Consider the following 17,735-nt stretch of genomic DNA (forward strand, 5'->3'; position numbering starts at 1 on the left):
GCGCATACGCTACGTTTAGGGCATGAGCGAACCGGGCCAGGACTCAGGCGCGACATCATCGGGACCATCCGAGACGGGGCCATCCGAGACATCGTCGGCATCGGGTTCGGGGTCCGAGCCGCAGTCGGGGGCCTACGAGGCCCCGCCGATCGAGCAGACCTCCGAACCGGCGCAGCCATCGCAGGGCCTCGAGTACGGGGGTTACAGCCAACCGCCCGGGTACGCGGCGCCTGCTGGCTACCCACCACCGGGTTACCCGCAGCCGGACTATGGCCAGCCCGGGCCGCCGCCGAGCTATCCACAGCCGGGCTACCCGCCGCAGGACTTCCAGCCGGGTGGTTACCCGCCACCCGCCGGCTATCCCCCGCCCGGCGGTTACCCGCCTCCGGTGTCCGATGTCGGCGGCTACCCGCCTCCGGTGTCCGATGTCGGCGGCTACCCGCCTCCGCCGCCCGGCTTCGGGGCGCCCGGCTACCCCGGCGCCCAATACGGCACCCCACCTCCGCCTTATGGAGCGCCGTCGGGTTACCCGCCGGCGGGATACGGCAGCCCGTACGGCGGCACCCCGTCATCGACCAACCCGCTGGCCATCGCCTCGCTGGTCGCCTCGGCGATCGGCGTGCTGTGCGGGATCGGTTCGATCATCGGGATCGTGCTCGGCATCGTCGCGCTGAACCAGATCAAGCAGAAGAACCAAGGTGGGCATGGGCTCGCCATCGCGGGCATCGCGGTGGGCGCGGTGTCGCTGGTGCTCAGCATGGTGCTGGCGATCACCATGTTCTCGCCGAACACATGACCGAGAACGGGCCCCATAACCCGCCACCGGATCCCTTCGCCCCGATCGACTATCCGACCGACCCCAGGCTGCCGCCGCCGGTCTATCAGCCGCAGCCCTATCCGGCCGCACCCGGCTATCCGCCCGTCGGCTATCCGTACTCCGGGTATGACCCGTATCGGCAGAAGCCGCTCGGCACCAACGGCAAGGCGATCGCCGCGTTGATCACCGCGGTCGGCGGATTGGTGTTCTGCGGGTTGCCGTCGGTCGTCGGCCTGGTCCTCGGGGTGATCGCGATGCGGGAAACCCGCCGCTCCGGCCAGGACGGGTTCGGCCTGGCGCTGGCCGGCACCATCATCGGCGGCCTGGCCACCGCAGGCCTGGTGTTGTACGTGCTGCTGTGGGTGGGCATCATCGCCAGCGGCTTCACGCTCTCCTAACTGGGCGGCTGGAACGGCTCCGTCGTCCGCGCCATCCCCGCGGCCCGGCCCTTCCCGGCGATCACCAACGCCATCTTGCGGCTGGCCTCGTCGATCATCTCGTCACCGAGCATCACCGCGCCGCGCGCTCCGCCGGCCTGCGAGGTGTGCCATTCGTAGGCCTCCAAGATCAGCTCGGCGTGGTCGTAATCGTCCTGTCGCGGGCTGAACACCTCGTTGCCCGCCTCGATCTGATCCGGGTGCAGCACCCACTTGCCGTCGTATCCCAGTGCGGCGACGCGGCCCGCAATCCGCCGGAACGCGTCGGTGTCCCGCACCTTCAGGTACGGGCCGTCGATGGCGTTGATGCCGTGGGTGCGAGCGGCCACCAGGATCGTCATCAGCACGTGGTGATGGGCGTCGCCGACGTCGTAGCCCTCGGGCTGCTCCCCCACCACGAGCGTGCGCATGTTGAGGCTGGCCATCATGTCGGCCGGGCCGAGGACGAGCGCCTGCACCCGGGGTGCGGCGGCGATCTCGTTCACATGGGTCAGCCCGGCGGCGTTTTCGATCTGCGCCTCGATGCCGATGCGGCCCACCGGAAGTCCATGGGTGAGCTCCAACTGGGTCAGCAGCAGATCCAGCGCCCGCACATGCGCGGCGTCGGTCACCTTGGGCAGCACCACGATGTCCAGGTGGGCACCGGCGGTGCCCACCACCTCGATGATGTCGGCGTGCGTCCACGGCGTGGTCCAGTCGTTGACCCGTACGCCGCGCAGCTGCCCGGCCCAGCCGGGTTCGGCCAGCGCCGCGGCCACCCTGGTGCGGGCGGCTGCCTTGGCCTCAGGCGCGACCGCGTCCTCGAGGTCGAGGAACACCTGGTCGGCGGCCAGTGTCTTGGCCTTCTGAATCATCTTGTCGCTACTGCCCGGAACGGAGAGGCATGTTCGGCGGGGGCGATACAGGTTGTCCACACCGTCAGTCTCTACGCTTGCGGTCATGGTGGCGGTCAACCGGGTCTATGCGGCCCGACTTGCGGGGATGGTGGTGCTCGGCCCGGACGGCGAGTCCATCGGCCGTGTGCGCGATGTGGTGGTGAGCATCAGCGTTGTCCGTCAACAACCCCGGGTTCTCGGCCTGGTTGTCGAATTGCTCACCCGCAGACGGATTTTCGTTCCGATCCTGCGGGTCACCGCGATCGAGCCGAACGCTGTGACCCTCAGCACGGGCAACGTGTCGCTGCGCCGGTTCTCCCAGCGCCCCGGCGAGGTGCTGGTGCTGGGCCAAGTGCTGGACACGCGGGTGCGCGTCCATGACCCCGAACTCGAAATGCTCAGCGGCAGCGATGTCGTCGTGGTCGACCTCGGGATCGAACAGGTGCGCTCGCGGGACTGGATGGTGACCAAGGTCGCGGTCCGCAACCACCGCAGGCTCGGCCGCCGCACCACCATGCACATCGTCGACTGGCAGGACGTCAGCGGTCTGACCCCGTCGGCGCTGAACCTGCCCGGTCAGGGTGTGGCGCAGCTGCTCGCACAGTTCGAGGGCCAGCGTCCCATCGAGGTCGCCGACGCCATCCGCGAACTGCCGCCCAAACGTCGGTACGAGGTGATCGCCGCCCTCGGCGATGAGCGCCTCGCCGACATCCTGCAGGAGTTGCCCGAGAGCGAACAGGCTGAGCTGCTCGAACAGCTCGACACCGAACGCGCCGCCGACGTGCTCGAGGAGATGGACCCCGACGACGCGGCCGACCTGCTCGGTGAGCTCGACGCCAAACGCGCCGAGATTCTGTTGGCCCGGATGGACCCGGAGGACTCCGAGCCGGTGCGCCGCCTGCTGCAGCACTCCCCCGACACCGCGGGCGGTCTGATGACGTCGGACCCGGTGGTGCTGGCACCCGACACCACGGTGGCCGAGGCGCTGGCCAGGATCCGCGATCCCGACCTCACCCCGGCGCTGGCGTCACTGGCGTTCGTGGTGCGGCCGCCGACGGCGACACCGACCGGTCGCTACCTGGGCTGTGTGCACCTGCAGCGGCTGCTGCGGGAACCACCGGCGACGCTGGTCAGCGGCATCGTCGACAAGAACCTGCCCAGCCTGACGCCGGAATCGTCGCTGGCCGCCGTGACGCGGTACTTCGCCGCCTACAACCTGGTGTGCGGGCCGGTGGTCGATGAGGAGAGCCACCTGCTGGGGGCGGTGTCGGTGGACGACGTGCTCGACCACCTGCTGCCGCACGATTGGCGGGTCAGCGCCGAGGAGCCCGAGTTGGGGGCCACCCCATGAGCGAGCGGATCGACACCCCGCAGGTGTCGCGGTGGCGGCTGGCTCCGCGCATCGACATCGAGGCCGTCGGGCAGTACAGCGAGTCGCTGGCCAGGTTCCTGGGCACCGGCCGCTACCTGGCGATCCAGACGGTTTTCGTGGTCGTGTGGATCTGCCTGAACCTGTTCGCCGTCGGGTTGCAGTGGGATCCGTACCCGTTCATCCTGCTCAACCTCGCCTTCTCGACCCAGGCCGCGTACGCCGCGCCGCTGATCCTGCTGGCCCAGAACCGGCAGGAGAACCGGGACCGGGTGGCCTTGGAGGAGGATCGCCGGCGCGCCGAACAGACCAAGGCCGATACCGAGTTCCTGGCCCGGGAGCTGGCGGCGCTGCGGTTGGCGGTGGGCGAGGTGGCCACCCGCGACTACCTGCGCCACGAATTGGAGGACCTGCGCGACATGCTCGTCGAGCTGGTCCCACCGAAAGGCAAGAAGAAGAGCAAACACGCTCCGGCGGTGGCCGAGACCGAGAACACCGAGGCCGACGAGATCGTTTCGGACAGCAATAGCTGACCATTGCCCCACCACAGCGATCACCGAATGGGTATGGTGACTTGGTTCACAACCAAGTCGGGCACCGCATAACTAGGACGGTTGAGTGGTCAAAGGGGGAGGCGCCGCCCTCGCCGCAGTGCGGCGCCGAGCAGGCCGAGCGGTCAGCAAGCCTGTGTTCGGTATCGCGGTGCTCACACCGGTCGTCCTCGCCGTCAGCGTGGGCGCCTCGGCACCGTCGATCAAGCCGGTGCGCGACACCACCGTCACGACGCTGGCCGCCGTCGGGCCGGTGGCCCCCGACGATTCCGGGCCCTCGATCGTCGCGGCGTTCAAGACACCGCGCCCGTTCCATATCGCGGGCGGGGCACTGTCGGCCATTCCGCCGTCGGTCGTGATCAATTCCCCTGGCAGCCTTCGCATTCCGAGCATCGCCCTGAACGCCTACCGCAACGCCGAGCGGATGATGGCGGCCGCGGCGCCGAGCTGCGGGATGAGCTGGAACATCCTGGCCGGCATCGGGCGGATCGAGTCCATGCATGCCAACGGCGGTTCGACCGACACCAACGGCACCGCGGTGCGGCCGATCTACGGTCCCGCATTGGACGGCACGCTGCCCGGCAACGAGGTCATCGTGCAGAGCCGCAGCAACGACCGCATCACCTATGCGCGCGCCATGGGCCCGATGCAGTTCCTGCCGGGCACCTGGTCGCGCTATGCCGCCGACGGCAACGGCGACGGCAAAGCCGATGTGCAGAACGTGTTCGACGCGACGCTGGCCGCGGCCCGCTACCTGTGCAGCGGTGGTTTGAACATGCGCGATCCGAACCAGGTGATGACGGCGATCCTGCGGTACAACAACTCGGTCGCCTACGCGCAGAACGTGCTCGGCTGGGCGCGCGCCTACGCCACCGGTGTGGTGCCGGTGAACCTGCCGCCGATCACCGGCCCGATCCCGCCGCTGGGCGACGCGCACCTGGACACGAACCCCGAGGGGATCGGGCCCGGCCTCCCGCTCAATGCCATCGGCCTGCCCGCCGGTGACCCGTTGGCACTCACCCCGATCTTCGATGTGGGCCGCACCGACGTCGCCAGCCAGCTGCCCACCGCACCCGGCCCGGGCGCCGTGGCACCGCAACAGAACTGCGCGGTGTTCTGCATCGGCCAGAACGTCCCCGAGCCGGCGCCGGCACCGCCGGCCGCCCCGCCCCCGTTCTTCAACCCGTTCGCTCCGCCGCCCGAGGCCGTGCCCGCACCGGTGCCCGCGGCGCCGCCGGCCCCCGTCGTGCCGATCGCGCCGCCCCCGGTACCCAATGCAGCGGCTCCGCCGCCGGTCTTCAACCCGTTCGCGCCTCCCCCGCCGCCCGCTCCCGCGCCGGCACCGGTTCCGGCGCCGCTGGGTCCCCCGCCCGGCCCCGCGGCCTGAGCGTCCAACCCGGCCCCGCGGCCTGACCCGTTCCTGGGACCGCCGGTCCGCGGCCTAGACTCGCGGGTGATGTCTGCGAACAATGACCTGGCCGCGGCGGTCCGCTCCGCGTTGAGCAAGGTGATCGACCCCGAACTGCGCCGTCCGATCACCGAGGTCGGCATGGTCAAGAACGTCACGATCGACGGTGACGCCGGCGTGCACGTCGAGGTGTACCTGACGACCTCGGCCTGCCCGAAGAAGAACGAGATCGTCGACCGGGTGACCGCGGCGGTGACCGACGTGCCGGGCACCGGCGCGGTCAAGGTCAGCCTCGACGTGATGAACGACGAGCAGCGCGCCGAGCTGCGCAAGCTGCTGCGCGGCGACTCCCGCGAGCCCGTCATCCCATTCGCCCAGCCCAATTCGCTGACCAGGGTGTACGCGGTGGCGTCCGGCAAGGGTGGCGTCGGCAAGTCCAGCGTGACGGTGAACCTGGCCGCCGCCCTGGCCGCCCGCGGTCTGTCGGTGGGGCTGCTGGACGCCGATATCTACGGCCATTCGGTGCCCCGGATGATGGGTGTGACCGATCGGCCCACCCAGGTGGATTCGATGATCCTGCCGCCGATCGCGCACGAGGTGAAGGTCATCTCGATCGCGATGTTCACCCAGGGCAACACCCCGGTGGTGTGGCGCGGACCGATGCTGCACCGCGCACTGCAGCAGTTCCTCGCCGATGTCTACTGGGGCGACCTGGACGTACTGCTGCTGGACCTGCCGCCGGGCACCGGTGACATCGCGATCTCGGTGTCGCAGCTGATCCCGGGTGCCGAGATCCTGGTGGTCACCACCCCGCAGTCGGCGGCCGCCGAGGTCGCCGAACGGGCCGGGGCGATCGCCCTGCAGACCCGGCAGCGCATCGTCGGCGTGGTGGAGAACATGGCCGGCCTGACCTTGCCCGACGGCACGACCATGCAGATCTTCGGCGAGGGCGGTGGCCGCCAGGTCGCCGAGTCGCTGACCCGCTCGGTCGGCGCCGACGTGCCGCTGCTGGGCCAGGTGCCGCTGGACCCGGCGCTGGTGGCCGCGGGTGACACCGGGGTGCCGCTGGTGCTCTCGGCGCCGGATTCGGCGGCCGGGAAGGAACTGCGCAAGATCGCCGACGCGCTCGGCGCGCGCAAGCGCGGGCTGGCCGGGATGTCGCTGGGTCTGGACCCCGCGGGCCGCTAGGTCGCGTCGCTGTCGAACTTGGTGACACCCGGTTCGGCAGGCGGCGTTTCCGGCGCGGGCACCGGCTTGGGCCCGTCAGGCGACACCGGCTTGGTGGGCGTGTCGAAATTGCCCGTCAGGAACGAATCGTCACCGTCGAGCAGGTGTTTGGTGAGCGCCGCCCGCGGCGTCATACCGCGCAGCTTCTGCAGCTCGGACAGCGGTTCACGCAGATCGTCGAATTCCGGCCCGAGGTCCTGGCGCAGCTGGCTCGTCGCCCCGCTCAGGTATTCGCGGGCCTGACGCAGCGTGCCCGCTGTCCACCGGATGGCCCCGGGCAGCCGCTCCGGTCCCAGGATCACCAAACCGGCGACCACCAGGATGAGCATCTCGCCCCAGCCCACGTTCGCGAACACGGATCTACGTCGGGTTGTCGCCGGTGGGGGTGACCATCAGCGTCACGTGCCGGCCGTCGCGAACCACCTCGATCGGCGCTTCCTGCCCGATCTTGAGCTGGCGCACCGCGACGACGAACTCGTCGGCGTCGGCGACATTGCGGCCGCCGACCTTGACCACCACGTCGTTCTCCAAAATGCCGGCCTTCTCGGCGGGGCCCCCGGCCTTGACGTTGGCCACCTGCGCGCCCGAGGCGACATCGTTGCTCACCGACCGGGCGCTCAGGCCCAGCGTCGGGTGCGAGATCTTGCCGGCCTCGATGAGCGCCTGCACGACGTCCTTGACCTCGTTGACCGGGATCGCGAAGCCCAGCCCGCTGGCGCTGTCGGACAGCGACTTGCCGGCCGTGTTGATGCCGATCACCTCGGAGTTCATGTTGATCAGCGGGCCGCCGGAGTTGCCGTGGTTGATCGACGCGTCGGTCTGCACGCCGTCGATGACGGTGTCGGTGTCGGAGCCCTCACCCGAGAGCGGGACCGGGCGGTGCAGGGCGCTGATGATGCCCTGGGTGACCGTGCTGCGCAGGCCGAGGGGTGCGCCGGCGGCGATCACCTCTTCACCGACGGTGAGCTTGTCCGAGTCACCCATCCGCGCGACGGTCAGATTGTCGACGTTGTCGACCTTGAGCACCGCCAGGTCGGTCTTGGGATCGCGACCGACCAGGTTGGCCGGCACTTCCTTGCCGTCGTTGAAGACGACGGAGATCTTGAATTTGCTCGGATTGGTCGCCGCTTCGGAGATCACGTGGTTGTTGGTGACGATGTAGCCACGCCCGTCGACCACCACGCCGGAGCCCTGCGAGCCCTCCTGGTCACTGACCGCCTCGATGGTGACCACCGAATCAGCCACGGCCGCAGCCACTTTCGCGAACCGCCCGGGCGGGCTCTGCGGATTGTCACTGGTTTCCAAGGTGACCTTGGAGGTGGTGAACGCCTCGACCACCTCGGCGGTCTTGCGGCCCACCCAGCCACCGGCGAAACCGATGACCAGCGCGACGATGGCCAGGATGGCCAGCGCCACGAAGGACACCCGGCCGCCGAACAGCACATCGCGCACACCGAGCTTGCCCTGCGGGGCCGTGACGACGGTGGGCCCGGCCGGCGTCACCGCGGGCGCACCGAGGGCCGCGCCCGCCGCGGGATCGCGCCAGGGGTCGGCTGCTATGTCGGGGCCGTCACCATCGCGTTCGGCGTCCAGTGCGCCGGCGTCGGCGGGATGGCGCTGCAGCGAGTCGACACCCGGGTAGGGCCGCCCGAACGCCTCGGCCAGCACCGGGTCGGGTGCCTGGTCCCTGGGGGTGTACTCACCCTGGTCCTGGTACTTGTCCGCGGCCAGGAAGGAGCCGTCGAAACCGGCGGGCCGGCCGAACGCGCGCTGCGCCGCCGGGTCCACCGGGGGACGCGAGACCGGGCGCGGTGCCAGCCGGGGCCGGTCGCCGGAGGGGTCCTGATTGGTCACCCGTGCATCACTTTCCACTCCGGCGCGCCCGAGGGGCGCGCACAGCTGTCTGTCTCATCAAATCTACCGGCGCTTGCGGCGGGGCCGGACCGGCTCGTCAGCGAACTCCGCGGACCTCTCGTCGACCGTCGCTTCTCTCGGGTTTTCGTCCGGGATCTGCGATAACAGGCCAAGCAGTGAGGTCGGTATGGAGATCGGGCAGGAGTCCCGCAAAGCGGCGCGGGCCTGGCGCTGGGCATCCACCTCGGCCGCGCAGGTCGGGCACAGCGACAGATGGTGGCCCGCCCGCAGGTGCGCCGTCATCCGCAGCTCACCGTCGACGAACGCCGCGATGGCCTCGGTGGAGAGGTGTTCGGTGGAGCGGAACCGGCGCGGACCCACCGGCTCGCTGCTCTGCGACGCGAACTGGGTGGGCAACCAGGAGAAAGCGCGCCGGAACACGTCCCCGGGGTCGACCATCACCCAGCTCCTCTCTGGCCACAACGCATCGCGCACACTCTGCTCTTTTGAATGTAGCGCGGGAAGCTGTGCCCCACACCTACGACGCTCAGGCGGACGTCGGCAGGGTATCGGAGTGCTTGGCCAGGTATTCGCGCAGTGCCTGGCGTCCACGGTGGATGCGGCTGCGCACGGTGCCGAGCTTGACGCCCAGCGTGGCACCGATTTCCTCGTAGGACAGACCTTCGATATCGCACAGGACGACGGCCGCGCGGAACTCCGGCGGCAGCGAATCCAGCGCCGCCTGCAGGTCCGGGCCCAGACGCGAATCGTGGAAGATCTGCTCGGGGTTCGGGTCCTCGGCCGGCACCCGGTCGTAGTCCTCGGGCAGGGCTTCCATGCGGATGCGGGTGCGCCGGCGGACCATGTCCAGGAACAGGTTCGTGGTGATGCGGTGCAGCCAGCCTTCGAAGGTGCCGGCCTGGTAGTTGTGCACCGAGCGGAACACCCTGATGAAGGTTTCCTGGGTCAGGTCCTCGGCGTCCTGCTGGTTACCCGACAAGCGGTAGGCCAGCCGGTAGACGCGGTCGGCGTGCTGGCGGACGAGCTCGTCCCACGACGGCATGGCGGCTTTGTCACCGGTGGCGTCGAATACCGCCGTCCCGGTCAGCTCGTCCGAGGGCTCGACCCAGTCGCCGTCCGTGTACTGCTCAAGGTGCGGCATCGAGACCGGTGTGGCCAGGCGCGTGGTGGTGTTCGTCAGATCCTCCGTGTCGCTGTGGCAGCCATCCGTCTCCGGCGACTGCTCGGTGCCTTTGGGAACGCGACCGTCGAAATCGCTATTCCCCGAGTGCCAGCTTCCGCCGATGTTCATGCCAGTACCGTCGCCGACGGCGATAAGGCAGACATAGAAGAAAACTGAACAATTCCTGAGAAAGCGTGTTACCCCATATTCGACCTGCCAAAACCAGCCGAAATCAGATGTGATCCTGATTTCACGAGCGGGCGTGTCGGCGCGCAAGCCGGTCGCTCTTCGCTCTACGCTGCGGGCATGACCAGCACCGACGACGCCGCTCAGCGCGCCCAGGCGATCGTCGCCCATGCCGAGGGCTCGATCACCGAGGACGACGTCACGGCCGCGGCCCGGGAACGCGCCGTCGACAGCGGTGCCGGTGCCGTCACCCCGGCCGTCGGCGCCCTGCTGAGTGTGCTGGCCCGGTTGACCGGCGCGAAAGCCGTGGTCGAGGTGGGCACCGGGGCGGGCGTCAGCGGCCTGTGGCTGCTCGCCGGGATGCGCGAAGACGGCGTGCTGACCACCATCGACATCGAGCCGGAGTATCAGCGGCTGGCCAAGCAGGCCTTCGTCGAGGCCGGCGTGGGGCCGTCGCGCACTCGGTTGATCGCCGGCCGCGCTCAGGAAGTGCTGACCCGACTGGCCGACGAATCCTATGACCTGGTGTTCATCGACGCGGCGCCCACGGATCAGCCGGCCTATGTGGCCGAGGCCGTCCGGTTGCTGCGCCCGGGCGGTGCGGTCGTGGTGCACCGCGCCGCGCTCGGTGGCCGTGCCGGGGATGCGTCGGCCAGCGATCCTGAGGTGAGCGCCGTGCGTGAAGCCGCCCGGCTGATCGCCGAGGACGAGCGGTTCACCCCGGTGCTGGTGCCGCTGGGTGACGGGCTGCTGGCCGCCGCCCGCGACTAGGTTTCTACCCGCGAGCAGACGCGTAGGGCCCCATCTCGGGGGCTTTCCGGGGCCGTTGGTGTCTGCTCGTCGTGTTATCCACAGGCCTCGGCCGTCGGCGCTACCCGCTGGCGCCGATCGCGGCCACGATCCTCGGTGTGGATTGGCGTCACGTTTTCGCGGACACCGAGGTGGTCGGTACCCGCGAGTTGCTCGCAGCCATGACCCGCAAACAGCTGCGCGGCCGCGTCGAACGCGGAGAACTCATCCGCGTGCAGCGCGGCGTGTACGCGATCAGGCCGCCGGACGCGATCACCCGACTGGAAGCGCTCGACCTACGGACCGGCGTGCACATCGTGGCGTGCCTGAACACGGCGGCCGACCTCTACGGCTTCAACACCGAACCCGACACCCGGCTGCACATCCTCGACCCGGGCCGTCGGCTCCGGCCGACTGCGGATGTGATGGTGCATCAGCGGCTCGGTGCCCCACTGCGCAAGGTCGGCCGTCGACTGGCGACGACGCCGACGTGGACGGCGGTCGAATTGGCGCGTTCGGTGCGACGGCCGCGCGCCCTGGCCGTCCTCGACGCCGCGTTGCGCACACGGTCCACCACTGTCGCCGAACTCTCGCACGCCGTCGGCGAGCAGAAAGGCCGCCGCGGGATCGTCAACGTCCGCGAGGTGCTGCAGTACGCCGACGCCAGGGCGGAGTCCCCGATGGAGAGCGAGACGCGGCTGTGCTTCATCGACGGCGGACTGCCGATGCCCGAGTTGCAGTACGAAATCGTCGACTTCCAGGGTCGCCTGTGGCGCGCCGACTTCGCGTGGCCGAAGTCCATGCTGGTCGCCGAGTACGAGAGCATGGAATGGCACGCGACACCCCAAGCGTTGCGCCACGACCGGATGAAAGTGGCCCGTCTGCAGGAATGTGGATGGACCACCATCCCGTTGGTCGTCGACGACATCCGTCGCCACCCGGCCGAGTTGGTGGCGCGCATCTCCCGTCACCTCCTCGGTTTGGCCAGCTGAGCAGACACAAAGGGCCCCGGCAGACCGGCAATTTGGGGCCCTTTGCGTCTGCTCGCGACAGAAAACCCTTGACCGCGGACTGAACGCACGTTTAGCGTACTAAACATGCGTTCAGTCGACGATCTGACGGCGGCGGCCCGAATCCGCGACGCCGCGATCGAACAGTTCGGTCAGCACGGCTTCGGAACCAGCGTGCGGGCCATCGCCGCCGCCGCCGGGGTGAGCCCCGGGCTGGTGATCCACCACTACGGCTCCAAGGACAAGCTGCGCCTCGCGTGCGACGAATACATCGCGGCAGCGATCCTGGAGACCAAAAGCGAGACCATCCAGAGCACCGACCCAGCCAGTTGGTTCGCCCAGTTGGCCGAGATCGAATCCTTCGCACCGGCGATGGCCTACCTGGTACGGTCCATGCAGGCCGGCGGCGATCTATCGAACACGTTGTGGCGCAAGATGATCGACAACGTCGAGCAGTACATCGACGAAGGGGTCCGGGCCGGCACCGTAAAGCCGAGCCGGAACCCCAAGGCGCGCGCCCGATTCCTGGCGCTGACCGGCGGCGGCGCCTTCCTGATGTATCTGCAACTGCACGACAACCCCACCGATCTGCGGGCGGTGCTGCACGACTACGCCCAGGAGATGGTGTTGCCGGCCCTGGAGGTCTACACCCAGGGGCTGCTCACCGACTCCACCATGTACGACGCGTTCGTCGCGCAGGAGGAACAGGGACTGCCCATCGTCACCTCTCCGGAAGGAAACAACTGATGACGCAGAATGCCATCGAAATACGAGGACTGGCCAAGAGTTTCGGCGCGGCACGGGCACTGGACGGCCTCGACCTCACCGTCGCCCACGGCGAGGTGCACGGCTTCCTGGGGCCGAACGGCGCGGGTAAGTCCACCACCATCCGCACCCTGCTCGGCCTGGTGCGCGCCGACGCCGGCACCGTCCGCCTGCTGGGCGGCGACCCATGGTCCGATGCCGTCGAATTGCACCGCGATATCGCCTACGTACCCGGTGATGTCACCCTGTGGCCGTCACTGACCGGCGGTGAGACCATCGACCTGCTGGCCCGGATGCGCGGCGGTATCGACGACCGCCGGCGTGCCGAGCTGATCGACCGATTCGCCCTCGACCCGTCCAAAAAGGCCAGGACCTACTCGAAAGGCAACCGGCAGAAGGTCTCCCTGATCTCGGCGTTCGCCTCCCACGCCAGGCTGTTGCTGCTGGACGAACCCAGCACCGGCCTGGACCCGTTGATGGAGAACATCTTCCAGCAATGCGTGCGCGAAGCGAACCATCGCGGCACCACCGTGCTGCTGTCCAGTCACATCCTCGCCGAGACGGAGGCGCTGTGTGACCGGCTCACCATCATCCGCGCCGGGCGCACCGTCGAAACCGGAACCCTGGACTCGATGCGACACCTGTCCCGCACCTCGATCACCGCCGAGATGCTGCGCCACCCCGGCGATCTCAGCCTCATCCCCGGTGTGGTGGACGTCAGCCTGGACGGCAGCACGCTGCGCGCCGAGGTCGACAGCGAAAGCCTCGGCCGGGTGATCAAGGTGCTCGGCGACGCCGGAGTGCGCAGCCTGGTCAGCCGGCCGCCAACCCTGGAGGACCTTTTCCTGCGACATTACGACGTGGTGCACTCATGACCCTCCTGGACCGGCCCGCACTGCGCGCCTCGAATTTCACCGGAACCACCAGCCTGCTGCGCCTTTATCTACGCCGCGACCGCGTGGTGCTCCCGCTGTGGGTGCTGCTGCTTTCGATACCGGTGTCGACGGTGTACGTCGGCAGCACCGAGGCCGTGTATCCCACCGCGGCCGACCGGGCCACCTTCGCCGCCACCATCATGGCCAGCCCGGCCCAACGCGCCCTGTACGGCAACATCTACGACGAATCCGTCGGCGCCGTGGGCGTCTGGAAGGCCGGGATGTTCCACCTGCTCATCGCGGTGGCCGTCATCCTCACCGTCATCCGGCACACCCGCGGCGACGAGGAATCCGGCCGCACGGAGCTGCTCGACTCGACCGCCGTCGGCCGGTACGCCGCGCTGACGGCCACCCTGGTGCTCACCGGCACGGCATCGGTGCTGACAGGCCTGCTGAGCACCGCCGGTCTGCTGACCCTCGACATCCCGCCGACCGGGTCCGTCGCCTTCGGCACCACCCTGGCCGCCTCCGGCTTGGTGTTCACGGCGGTGGCCGCCGTCACCGCGCAGTTGTCGTCGAGCGCCCGATTCGCGCGTGGCGCAGCCTTTTCCGCACTCGGTGCGGCATTCACCGTGCGCGCGGTCGGGGATGCCTCCGGCACCGAGGGCGGTGTGTTGAGTTGGCTGTCGCCGTTGGGCTGGTCGTTGCAGGTGCGCCCGTTCGCCGGTGACCGCTGGTGGGTGTTGCTGCTGCATCTGGCGCTCACCGTGGCACTGATCGTCCTGGCCTACCGGCTGTTGGCCCGACGCGACGTGGGCGCCGGATTGTTCGCCGAGCGGCCGGGAGCTCCGGCCGCCGGGCCGAGCCTGAGCGGCGCGTTCGGTCTGGCGCTGCGACTGGACCGCGGTGCGTTGCTGCTGTGGACCGTCGGGCTGTGCCTGTACGGCTTGGTGATCGGCAGCGTGGTGCACGGAATCGCCGACGAGGTGGGTGACAGTGCGGTGGCACGCGACGTGGTGGTGCGGTTGGGCGGCAGCGCCGCCATGGAAGAGGCGTTCGTGGCGGTGGCGTTCACCATGCTGGCGATGATCGCCTCGGCGTTCGCCATCTCGCTGACCCTGCGACTGCACCAGGAGGAAGCCGAGCAACGCGCCGAAGCGTTGTTGTCCGGGTCGGTCAGCCGGATTCGTTGGCTGGCAAGCCATCTGGTGTTCGCGGTGGTCGGCTCGGCCGCCGCCCTGTTGATCGCCGGCATGGTGGCGGGACTGACCTATGGCGCGGCGGCCGGCGATATCGGCGGCAAGCTGGCGACCGTGCTGACCGCTGCGGCGGTACAACTGCCCGCCGTGTGGTTGCTGGTGGCCGTCACGGTGGCGATCTTCGGACTGACACCGCGTTTCACCCCGCTGGCGTGGGGCGTGCTGGTCGGCTTCATCGCGCTGTTCCTACTGGGCTCGCTGTCGGGTTTCCCGCAGGTGCTGCTGGATCTGGAGCCCTTCGCCCACATCCCGCATCCCGGTGCCCTCACCGCCACACCCCTGGTGTGGCTCCTGGTCATCGACGCAGCGCTCGTCGTGTTCGGGGTCGCCGCGTTCCGCCGGAGGGACCTGCGATGAAGCTCGCCATCCAGACCGTCACATCCGGGTTGTTCGGAGTGCTGTTTTTCGGGGTGTTGTTGTTTCTCCCCGCGGGCACCTTGAATTATTGGCAGGCTTGGGTTTTCATCGCGATCTTCCTGGCCGCCACCCTGGGACCCAGTCTCTATCTGGCGGTGACGAATCCGGCTACCCTGGCTCGGCGGATGCACGGCGGTCCCACCGCCGAGACCCGGCCGCTGCAGAAGGTGATCATCACGGCGACGTTCGCCTCGGTGGTGGTGCTGACGGTGGTGAGCGCGCTGGATCACCGGTTCGGCTGGTCGCAGGTGCCGACCGCGATGGTCGTTGTGGGCAATGTGCTGGTGGTGCTCGGCCTGGTGCTGGCGCAGGCGGTGATCCTGCAGAACAACTACGCTGGGGCCAGCATCCAGGTCGAGAATGAGCAGCCGCTGGTCTCCACGGGCCTGTACGGCGTTGTCCGCCACCCGATGTACTCCGGTGCGCTGATCATGATGTTCGGTATGCCGCTGGCGCTGGACTCCTACTGGGGTGTGCTCGTCACCGTGCTGGCGGTGCCGATCTTGGTGCTGCGCATTCTCGACGAGGAGTCGCTGCTGCGGACCGAACTGGCCGGCTATGACGAATACACCCGGACGATCCGCTATCGCATCGTGCCCTATGTCTGGTGACATAGCGCCGATCTAGGATCAGGCAATGCCCAGCCCGAGCGCGACGCCCTGCCCCGGTGGAGGCAAGAATTGGACCGTCGACAAGGCCGGCCGACCCGTCTGTCCGCGCTGCCGGCGGGCACTGAGCACCGTAGCGGGCCGGGGCCGCACCCCGCGCGACACCCCGATCGTTCCACCGCACGACCGGCCACGCAGCGACGATCACAAGCAGCGACGCAGCTGAGCCGTCGCGCCGCATACTGACGACGTGGAACTGCTGACCGGATTCGGGCTGGCGACCGCCGCGGGGCTGAACGCCTATATCCCGCTGCTGGCGCTGGGGCTGCTGTCGCGGTTCACCGATCTGGTCAGCCTGCCGGCCGGCTGGTCCTGGCTGGAGAACGGCTGGGTGCTGGCGATCGTGACGGTGCTGCTGCTCGTCGAGATCGTGGCCGACAAGGTCCCCGCCCTCGACTCGGTCAACGACACCATCCAGACCTTCGTACGGCCCACCTCCGGTGGCATCGTGTTCGGCTCCGGCACCGCGGCCCAGACCGCCGCCATCCCCGACCCGGGCGCGTTCGCCGGTTCCGGTCAGTGGATTCCGGTGGTGATCGGGGTCGTCACCGCGCTGGTGGTGTCACTGACGAAGACGGCGGTGCGCCCGGTCGCCAATATCGGCTCGGCGGGGATGGCCGCCCCGGTGTTGAGCACCGCCGAGGACGTCGTCAGTGTCGGGCTGGTGTTCAGCGCCGTGCTGGTGCCGGTGCTGATCGTGGTGGCCCTGCTCGTGCTGGCGGTGGTGGTGATCCAGGTGTGGCGGTGGCGGCGCCGCCGTAAGGCTGCCGGCTAGATCCAGACGCCCTTGCCGACGGCCACCACGCCCCCGGCGCTGATCGAGAAGCGTTCCTTGTCCTTGTCCAGGTCGACCCCGACCATCTCACCGGGTCCGACGACGACGTTCTTGTCCAGGATGGCCCGGCGCACCACGGCCCCGCGCCCGATCCGCACGCCGGGCATCAGCACACTGCCCTCGACGATGGCGCCGTCGTCGATGGCGACGTTGGAGGACAGCACCGAATTGCGCACGGAGGCCGCGGAAATGATGCTGCCCGCGCCGACGACGGACTCCTGGGCGGAGCCGCCGTTGACGAACTTGGCCGGGGCCAGGTTCTCCGAGCCGCCGCGGATGGGCCAGCGCTTGTTGTACAGGTTGAAGATCGGGTGCACCGATACCAGGTCCATGTGCGCGTCGTAGAACGCGTCGAGGGTGCCGACATCACGCCAGTACCCGTGGTCGCGCTCGGTGGCGCCGGGGACTTCGTTGTCGTTGAAGTCGTACACCGCGGCCATCCCGTCGGCCACCAGGCGCGGGATGATGTCGCCGCCCATGTCGTGGTCGGAGTGGTCGTCCTCGGCGTCGGCGCGGATGGCGTCGATGAGCACCTTGGTGGTGAAGATGTAGTTGCCCATCGAGACGAAGGTCTGCTCCGGGTCGTCGGGCGTGCCGGGCGGGTCGGCCGGCTTCTCCACGAACGCCCGGATCCGGCCGGAGTCGTCGGCGTCGATGCAGCCGAAGGCCGAGGCTTCCGAACGCGGCACCCGGATGCCGGCCACGGTGGCGCCCGCACCGCTCTCGATGTGGAACTGCAGCATCTGCTCCGGGTCCATCCGGTAGATGTGGTCGGCACCGAACACGACGACGTAGTCGGGGTCCTCGTCGTAGATGAGATTCAGCGACTGCAGGATCGCATCACCGGAGCCGGTGTACCACCGTGGGCCCAGGCGCTGCTGGGCCGGGACCGGTGTGATGTATTCGCCGGCCAGACCGGACAGCCGCCAGTTCTGTGAGATGTGCCGGTCCAGCGAGTGCGATTTATATTGCGTGAGAACGCAAATCCGCAGGAATCTGGCGTTGACCAGGTTGGAGAGGACGAAGTCGATCAGCCGGTAGGAACCGCCGAACGGAACCGCCGGTTTGGCCCGGTCGGCCGTCAGCGGGTAGAGCCGTTTCCCCTCCCCGCCCGCCAGGACGATGCCCAGCACATGTGGCGCTTCCCTCATGCTGCCAACCTATCGGCGATACCGCACCAGGGCCAGCCAATCGGCCCTATTGGCGCATG

Annotated in this window: 19 protein-coding genes; 13 read left to right on the forward strand and 6 right to left on the reverse strand. The window is 68.9% G+C overall.

The window, feature by feature from the left end; genetic code table 11:
* Positions 1 to 22 precede the first annotated feature (22 nt).
* Both BN977_RS31755 and BN977_RS06900 read left to right on the forward strand, forming a co-directional pair.
* A complete protein-coding gene (locus tag BN977_RS31755; RefSeq protein WP_036396831.1) occupies positions 23 to 796 on the forward strand; it encodes a DUF4190 domain-containing protein in 774 nt (257 codons plus the stop codon).
* Positions 793 to 1,215: a DUF4190 domain-containing protein gene (locus BN977_RS06900; protein WP_051561121.1), complete on the forward strand. Its 423-nt coding sequence runs from the start codon at positions 793 to 795 to the stop codon at positions 1,213 to 1,215. Before BN977_RS31755 ends, BN977_RS06900 begins: the two co-directional genes overlap by 4 nt.
* Here the strand turns inward: BN977_RS06900 and BN977_RS06905 are convergent.
* Positions 1,212 to 2,168, reverse strand: coding sequence for an HpcH/HpaI aldolase/citrate lyase family protein (locus tag BN977_RS06905; protein ID WP_084172428.1), 957 nt, complete (start codon positions 2,166 to 2,168; stop codon positions 1,212 to 1,214). The genes BN977_RS06900 and BN977_RS06905 overlap by 4 nt on opposite strands.
* Positions 2,169 to 2,193: 25 nt before the next feature.
* Between BN977_RS06905 and BN977_RS06910 the strand changes: the two genes are divergently transcribed.
* The 4 genes from BN977_RS06910 to BN977_RS06925 all read left to right on the forward strand — a co-directional run bounded on the left by BN977_RS06910 (position 2,194) and on the right by BN977_RS06925 (position 6,645).
* The gene (locus BN977_RS06910) at positions 2,194 to 3,480 is read left to right on the forward strand and encodes a magnesium transporter MgtE N-terminal domain-containing protein (RefSeq protein ID WP_024450839.1); all 1,287 of its coding nucleotides are present in this window, start codon (positions 2,194 to 2,196) and stop codon (positions 3,478 to 3,480) included.
* Positions 3,477 to 4,031: a DUF1003 domain-containing protein gene (locus tag BN977_RS06915; RefSeq protein ID WP_024450840.1), complete on the forward strand. Its 555-nt coding sequence runs from the start codon at positions 3,477 to 3,479 to the stop codon at positions 4,029 to 4,031. The genes BN977_RS06910 and BN977_RS06915 overlap by 4 nt, the downstream gene beginning before the upstream one ends.
* An 85-nt stretch (positions 4,032 to 4,116) precedes the next feature.
* Positions 4,117 to 5,436 (forward strand): lytic transglycosylase domain-containing protein, encoded by a 1,320-nt coding sequence (locus tag BN977_RS32815; RefSeq protein ID WP_084172429.1) that lies wholly within the window; start codon positions 4,117 to 4,119, stop codon positions 5,434 to 5,436.
* Positions 5,437 to 5,505: 69 nt separating this feature from the next.
* Positions 5,506 to 6,645: an Mrp/NBP35 family ATP-binding protein gene (locus BN977_RS06925; RefSeq protein WP_024450842.1), complete on the forward strand. Its 1,140-nt coding sequence runs from the start codon at positions 5,506 to 5,508 to the stop codon at positions 6,643 to 6,645.
* On the opposite strand, the gene tatB is transcribed toward BN977_RS06925, so the two are convergent.
* The 4 genes from tatB to sigE form a co-directional block, all read right to left on the reverse strand.
* Entirely contained in the window at positions 6,642 to 7,040 is a 399-nt protein-coding gene (tatB, locus tag BN977_RS06930) for a Sec-independent protein translocase protein TatB (RefSeq protein ID WP_024450843.1), read from the reverse strand. The genes BN977_RS06925 and tatB overlap by 4 nt on opposite strands.
* A gap of 4 nt (positions 7,041 to 7,044) precedes the next feature.
* Entirely contained in the window at positions 7,045 to 8,538 is a 1,494-nt protein-coding gene (gene htrA / locus BN977_RS06935; protein WP_036396838.1) for a serine protease HtrA, read from the reverse strand.
* 63 nt (positions 8,539 to 8,601) lie between these two features.
* A complete protein-coding gene (gene rseA, locus BN977_RS06940) occupies positions 8,602 to 8,997 on the reverse strand; it encodes an anti-sigma E factor RseA (RefSeq protein WP_024450845.1) in 396 nt (131 codons plus the stop codon).
* Between the two features lie 88 nt (positions 8,998 to 9,085).
* On the reverse strand, positions 9,086 to 9,850 hold the full coding sequence (sigE, locus tag BN977_RS06945; RefSeq protein ID WP_036396840.1) for an RNA polymerase sigma factor SigE: 765 nt from the start codon (positions 9,848 to 9,850) through the stop codon (positions 9,086 to 9,088).
* A 177-nt stretch (positions 9,851 to 10,027) separates the two neighbouring features.
* Between sigE and BN977_RS06950 the strand changes: the two genes are divergently transcribed.
* The 7 genes from BN977_RS06950 to BN977_RS06980 all read left to right on the forward strand — a co-directional run bounded on the left by BN977_RS06950 (position 10,028) and on the right by BN977_RS06980 (position 16,465).
* Positions 10,028 to 10,678, forward strand: a complete 651-nt coding sequence (locus BN977_RS06950) for an O-methyltransferase (RefSeq protein WP_024450847.1) — start codon at positions 10,028 to 10,030, stop codon at positions 10,676 to 10,678.
* Between the two features lie 200 nt (positions 10,679 to 10,878).
* Positions 10,879 to 11,688 (forward strand): type IV toxin-antitoxin system AbiEi family antitoxin, encoded by an 810-nt coding sequence (locus tag BN977_RS06955; protein WP_234709592.1) that lies wholly within the window; start codon positions 10,879 to 10,881, stop codon positions 11,686 to 11,688.
* A 105-nt stretch (positions 11,689 to 11,793) separates the two neighbouring features.
* Positions 11,794 to 12,453 (forward strand): TetR/AcrR family transcriptional regulator, encoded by a 660-nt coding sequence (locus tag BN977_RS06960; RefSeq protein WP_036396843.1) that lies wholly within the window; start codon positions 11,794 to 11,796, stop codon positions 12,451 to 12,453.
* A complete protein-coding gene (locus BN977_RS06965) occupies positions 12,453 to 13,346 on the forward strand; it encodes an ABC transporter ATP-binding protein (protein ID WP_036396844.1) in 894 nt (297 codons plus the stop codon). Before BN977_RS06960 ends, BN977_RS06965 begins: the two co-directional genes overlap by 1 nt.
* On the forward strand, positions 13,343 to 14,962 hold the full coding sequence (locus BN977_RS06970; protein ID WP_109790089.1) for an ABC transporter permease: 1,620 nt from the start codon (positions 13,343 to 13,345) through the stop codon (positions 14,960 to 14,962). Before BN977_RS06965 ends, BN977_RS06970 begins: the two co-directional genes overlap by 4 nt.
* A complete protein-coding gene (locus BN977_RS06975) occupies positions 14,959 to 15,633 on the forward strand; it encodes a methyltransferase family protein (RefSeq protein WP_036396846.1) in 675 nt (224 codons plus the stop codon). The genes BN977_RS06970 and BN977_RS06975 overlap by 4 nt, the downstream gene beginning before the upstream one ends.
* A gap of 247 nt (positions 15,634 to 15,880) precedes the next feature.
* A complete protein-coding gene (locus BN977_RS06980; RefSeq protein WP_036396849.1) occupies positions 15,881 to 16,465 on the forward strand; it encodes a DUF4126 domain-containing protein in 585 nt (194 codons plus the stop codon).
* Here BN977_RS06980 and glgC read toward each other — a convergent pair.
* Positions 16,462 to 17,676 (reverse strand): glucose-1-phosphate adenylyltransferase, encoded by a 1,215-nt coding sequence (gene glgC, locus BN977_RS06985; protein WP_024450854.1) that lies wholly within the window; start codon positions 17,674 to 17,676, stop codon positions 16,462 to 16,464. The genes BN977_RS06980 and glgC overlap by 4 nt on opposite strands.
* Positions 17,677 to 17,735 lie beyond the last annotated feature (59 nt).

Source organism: Mycolicibacterium cosmeticum (assembly GCF_000613185.1).
Taxonomy (GTDB): Bacteria; Actinomycetota; Actinomycetes; order Mycobacteriales; family Mycobacteriaceae; genus Mycobacterium; species Mycobacterium cosmeticum.